Below are 6,435 nucleotides of genomic sequence, written 5' to 3' on the forward strand. Positions count from 1 at the left end.
GATAGAGTTGACCATAACAGGTTGCCCACCGGGATAAAACCAGCAGCAAAACAAGGCTGAGCGATTTGATGTTGAATGTGATCATGATTTAGGGGCAATTGGATCGGCTTGTCTCAATGACGATATTTTCCATCAGGGATCGAATCCGATATCCTTTAAGTGAGAAGCTACATTGAGACAGTAGCCAAGAAGATATTTTCCTTGTGTATAAAATCATTTTCGCAACTGGAGTGCAATACAATATTATGAGATTAACTAAGGCAGAAATCAAATTCTTGTAGACATGTAGTAGACATCCAAATATCACTCTGGACGGCTCAGGCAGTCTATTTAATCACCTGAGGCTTTTTTAGGTCAACGTCATGATGACTAATCAGTCTATTTGACCTTTATCTTGATCGGATTACTTAGCTGGCTTTTCGATCCATTTTTATGAATAACTTTCACTGCATAGTAATAGGTGCCGGATTGCTTCACAGTCTCTGAAAATTTAGTAGAGCTATAGTCTACCGATTTATAGTTTTTGACTTTTTCGCTGTCTTTATTTCGATAGATCATGAAGCGATAATCTCCTTCCGTTTCATCATAGTTCCAGTTCAGCGTTACTTCCTGTAGGCCTTTGTCATAGCTAGCCGATAAGCTCGATACCGAATTCATTCTTTTCTTATCGATCCTCTTGCCTCGAAGAGGAAAGGAAAGCTCGGATCTCAGTTGATTATCATCTATGGCTAGTAGTCGATATTCATATATGATGCCTTTTTGAACTGTGGTATCACTATATGTACTCAGCGTCGGGTTCTCTATAGCGATCTCAATGGTCTCTTCTCCATTTTTTCTAATCAACCGCTGGCCCACCACGTCGTGACTACTACTTGGTGTCCAAGAGAGCTCTAATGAACGTTCCGTGGCTCTGATATTTTTAAAGACTGGTGTAACTGGCCGAAGCGTATCCGGTTTAATAGCCTCAGCTATTTCTGAAAACTCTGAGTGATTGTAACTATTATCTACCGCCTGTACTTTATAGTAGATCTTCTCAGTTAGCGTGTTGAGTGGAATATGATAAATATAAAAATTAGATATAATTGGCTTGGTTGTGATTTGGGTAAATTCATGTTTTAGACTATTGCTGTAATAGACGCGATACCCCAAAAAACCCAACTCATCTACGTGCTCATCTGTCCATTTGATCTCTACTTCTCCGGTAGAGTCTATTTCAGCGTGAACCTCTGTCGGCACCGGAGGTGGTATTGTATCCGGGATGTTCACAAATATGGGAAAGGAGTAACTAGAGTTACCGGCCGTATCCAATAGAGCCATCCTGAAATAGTGAGAATACTCATCTGGCAGTGGAGTATAATGATACACCGTATCTCTCGGATCGATTGACTCGGCTTCCAATCGCACGAAGGCTGAGTCGGGGTGGTAATTAAATTCAACATGCAGATCAGCAAAATCATCAGGTATCTCTGGCAGTCGCCAGCTTAGTCGAATATCTCCTGTCTCTTCAATGTACTCACCTGATTTAATCACAGGGTTTTTGGGTGCGGACTTATCTGCACCCATACCGCTTACCAATATTGGAATACTTCTATCTGCAAAAGCATCGATACCTGTAATGCGATACAAATAGGGTTGATAATTTTGACTTACAGAATCCTTGTACTGGTAATATCTCTGAATACCCGTTGAATCGATTTTCTCATAGGGCTGAGGCAGCATAGGCGTGACAGTCAGACTATCGAAAGTTATACCGCCATCCGAACTGCGCTCAATAACATATCCGGAAAACACATTGCCTGGGACCGGCCATTGAAGGAAGACCTGGTTTTCCTCTGATAGGGTTTTTACATTTTTTACGGTTTTTGAAGCCTCCGGCTCATCATACCTGACGAAGACATCGCTTGCATCTTCCTGGAGTATTTTTTCCACACGTCTTTGCTGCGCTGTGCTATCCAGTTCTTCAATGGGGACCCGGGACAACGAGTCTGCCAGCATGATACTATAAAGATATCGCTTGCCTTGTTCGACGTTCCTGTCGACATATCTCAATCCCAGTCCATCTGCGGCAAGAGCTGAGAAATCTGCTGATATCAAAACCAATCCAAAAATAGATTCGTCCTGTTTACCCTTGGCAATGAATCCTGCATCTTTAGAAACTTCAAGTGCACCAACTGTGGCACCTGCAGCAATTAAGACATAGTTGTCATCGGTAGGAAATGCCTTGCTCCATTTTAGAGAGTCGTAAGGTTTGATTGGATTTTCAAAACTTGTGAGAGGCTCAGCAGTGGGCGGTTGTACATCTTCAGGTTTCAGTCTGATGTTATTTTCCCGCAGGGAGTCTATATCCAACTCGGGACCTGAGAATGTATGCCTCACAATAGTATACCCCATTTTCATCCCATCTAACCATAATTTTCGATGATTTGGGGCCCAGCGCAGGACTATTGAGTCATTGTAAGCCTTGGCCTGTATGGCAATGTATCTGGGAGCCTCAACTTCTGAGGCTTTGATTCGGGCCTCTTCTTTGGCTTTTCTCCTCTCGATAGATTGTTTTCTTCGTCGTTCAACCTTTTTTTCATAAGAGGAATGATCTGCTGAGTCTGATTCCACAATACGCTGCACTCGGGGATTTGCCTTAGGCTCAGAATTATCCTGAGCCATAAGACAGGTTGTGGCAAGTAGGGTCAAGAGAAGAAGGTCTAATTTCTTCACACTAAATATCAGTTTCATTGCTTTAAGGGCTTTTTTTCTCATCATTTTTCCAAAGTAAAGGTCATTGTTGAAGAAGTATTTCCATCAAGATACAGTTGATAGGTCGCGCCTGTGAGAGATCCGTCTAAGCTAATATCGCCTTGAATCAGATCTGTATAATATTTCCCTTTCACTTTCCAATAGATATAATACATGCTGGATTCGATGTTATTCAGGATCTGTTCAGTATTATCATAAATGACCGGCATCGCCCCTCTGCTTTTATTAGTCGTGCCCTTTGAGATATCACTGGTCTGTAAGGTCAAATCGGAGGTGGCATTCCAACTGTCCCAGTATATATACATGTTCTCTTTTCCTTCGATATTGAATCGGGGATAGTCTGAAAACATTTTGGGATAATAATCGTCCATTTTTCCAACATATGAGCTAGATCCGGTATCAGTCACCCTTTGAAAATATTCCCCCAAATCCTTAAGTGATTTCCAACTAGTATAGTAGTCCTGAATCAGATCCGAGTCTGAATTTTCCCAATCCTCCTTATCTATATATGCAAGTTCGATGATCGGTGGGATATCCAAATATCCATTTGGTGAGGTGAACCCATAGGCTTCATATTTATCAAACATTTCCTCACTATTATATCCTCCGCCAACAGTCAAATACGCAGTATTGTCACCATGCTCTTTCACATGGCCGTTGAGCCATAAATAATCAGACCCATTGGCTACATATGGTTTCTCATATATGCCTGTAGATTTTGATTGAATTTCAATATGAACTCTCAAATCTTCTATTTTATCAACCATGGCTGTGTAATCCGAATTCCTGAAGTAGTAAGTGTAAATAGAGAGGTCTCCACTCAGACTACTGGTGATTTCGGTATTGCTTACCTCTACCCCCTCGTCGTTAGTGGTCGTCGTGGTCGATGTATTGGTGGATTGCCAGTCGTCATCAAAAGGACTTTCTCCTTCTGGTTTTCCAATGATCTCTACCGACCAAATATCCCCTTTATTGCTGGCCATGGCATTCAGCAAGGTAGTTTTTGCATTTGTATACGCGACACTGTAGCCATTCTGTGTCTTGAAATACATGGAATAATAACCATTCACTTCATCCTCAGTGATATTGGTGAGTTTGAAGTAATAGTCATAGTCGGGATCATCCAGTAAGTAGTCCCAGCTCTCCGTCTGAGCATACATCTCCAATGTTTCTACATAAAAGGCATTCTTGGTATTTTCCAATGGCCAGGTAAACTCAACAAAATCTGCAGTGATCTCATTAGGTTTGTCTCCGGTTTTGAATCTTACGGTTTTGACTTCTACGGCGTCATCTACATCTTCCCAACTTCCTTTATTGTTTTCACGGGTTTGCCATTTCACGGTGGCTGTGGCAGTGTACCATGATTTTTCATCCATCATTTCGATCATTTGCAGATGTACTTCTTCACCGTCTTCACCTTCAACCAATGTGTAGTTGGGATCCTCGTCTCCACCTTCTAATGTAAAGGACACTAAAGTAGGTCTGTAATAGAGTTCCTCCGTGTCGCCATTGTCGTCCAACACGGTAAATGACATTGTTTCGTCCAACGGGAAATTCATCGCAATGGTAGGTTGGGCCAACACGGATATGTCGCTAGCACTATTGTCCGGATAAATATCACCAATCGCGAAAATTCCAGATATCGGATCCTCCGGTACCGTCGTGAAAGTACATTTATCTCCTACCTCAAATTCATAATCTACACTTCCCTTGACTGCACCAGAAAGTACACTGTATTTGGCATAAAGCTCACCTTTGACCCAGGTCGGATTAGGCAGTTGAGATTGCATCAGCATATAACCATCGAAGCTAAGGATACTTACCTTGCCTGAATAAAACCAGACCTTGACCTTTAAACCAATATCGGCAGAGGCTGCTGCATAGGCCTGTGCTTGCAGATACCAACCGTCAAGGCCAATAGTTCCTGTCGAATACGAGCAATCAGACGTGACTTGGGCAAGGTATGCATCAAAACCCAGGGTAAAATCAGCTTTTGCATAAAAAGACCCGACATTGTAATCTTTCTGAGGTACGGAGAACATGCCTCCAAACATCACATGGGAATTAGCCGTGTATCCTGTTGTTTCTTCAGGATCGTCACCATTATAGTTGCTGATGACATCCGAAGGAGAAGGCATATCCGGAACTTTATCCCCCATGCAGGCGTAGATCCCGAAGGTAGCTATATCGGCTACTTCTACATCCACCCGATTATCAGGGGTTCCAATCCAGATGTATGATTCATCATCGGATAGTTTCATGGCGGCAGATCCGGAACCAGTGACCACTTCCGTATCAAACGTAATCTGAGCTGTGGCAGTAAAAACCGGGTCATCTATATCTGAGAGGTCGAGATTGGCATCGAAAGTACCAATGACCTGTGAGTCTTCCCGCTGAAGAATACTTCCGGGTGCCATAAAGTAGGCATCTCCACCAAAGCCAATACTTCGAATAGAAGGCACGCTATTTGAGAGTCCAAAGGTCATTTCAAAATCTGCATCTGCACTAAAAGTGGTTCCCGGTGCAATACCCAGCGTCATACCAGCTTTTAAGCCAATGAGGGTAGATTCATCTGGTGTATATGTTATACCTGAAAGTGATACACCGAGCACGTCCGGCTCCTGATACAAAGTACCAGCTTCGAGGTTCATTGCAGGATCTGTACTGTCTCTCGACATGTGATAGAACACACCGCCTCCGAAACCATACAGACCAATACCCAGCACATCTATGACCGGAGCAGAAGTAAGCATGTAAGCATCCACAAAGAAGTATCTGTAACCATCTACTTTGCCGAACTGGGCCAAGGCATCCAACTGCCCCACTCCTGTAAACTCTGCACCTAGCAGTCCTTTGAAACCTTCTCCGTAGGTTTCGTCGCCATCATAGATCTCAATACTTCCATAGAAGGAAGCACCTGGAACATCTGCCTCTACTTCGACCTTACTCAATTCTACTCCATCAAATTCCCAGGCGTTGAAAGGTGCGCCGGAAGCATCGTAGGCTCCAGTTACGATGATGCTTGCAGTCCCGGCGACACCTAAATCATCACCTGTCAGATTGATATTAAGATCAAAACCAATACCGGCCTGATCCCCGTCGCCTTCTTCGAAAGCCACGTTACTTATCGACACTGGAAAACCTGACAAGGACTCCTGTTCTTCTTCTTCACTCTCTTCAGATGAATCATCATCATCAAAACCACTGCCCCCTCCGAATAGAGAGAAGGCATCTATGGCTATTCTTTGGTTTTCGTCGGGGTGATTGATCTTTAGCCCTTCAAAAGCCATTGCCTCTACTTCAAAGCTGTTGCCCTCTTGTATTTCGATATCAAGTGTGACATCGCCGTAGAGCTCGGCATATGGAGTAAAACCATCGTTCGTTTTTTCTATTGCAATCACAGATGTTGAAGCCAGGGACAATTCGGCCGCCCACATGCTTACACTCACATCTTCTTCGGTGTTGATGGTAAACAGGAGATCTACACCGTCGTCAGATTTAGCCATCAAAGCCGAATAGTTTAGCGAATTTTCTTCATCCATTATAGGTACATGGATCTGGCCCAATAGTGAACCATCTACCAGCGAGTTGGATACAATATCGATCTGTACGGTATCTATAGAAAAGGCCCATTCGCCTAATCGGCCATTGTCCAATTCGAGGAGTCCGGCTGCAAATATGTTG

At 43.2% G+C, this 6,435-nt stretch carries 2 protein-coding genes; both read right to left on the minus strand.

The features are described from left to right. Nucleotides 1–378 precede the first annotated feature (378 nt). Nucleotides 379–2,757, minus strand: coding sequence for a hypothetical protein (locus ABJD64_RS01390; RefSeq protein WP_348196026.1), 2,379 nt, complete (start codon nucleotides 2,755–2,757; stop codon nucleotides 379–381). Beyond that, on the minus strand, nucleotides 2,754–6,435 hold a 3,682-nt coding region (locus ABJD64_RS01395; RefSeq protein WP_348181614.1), incomplete at its 5' end, for a hypothetical protein. The genes ABJD64_RS01395 and ABJD64_RS01390, both read right to left, overlap by 4 nt.

This window comes from Reichenbachiella sp. (assembly GCF_039944555.1).
Taxonomy (GTDB): domain Bacteria; phylum Bacteroidota; class Bacteroidia; order Cytophagales; family Cyclobacteriaceae; genus Reichenbachiella.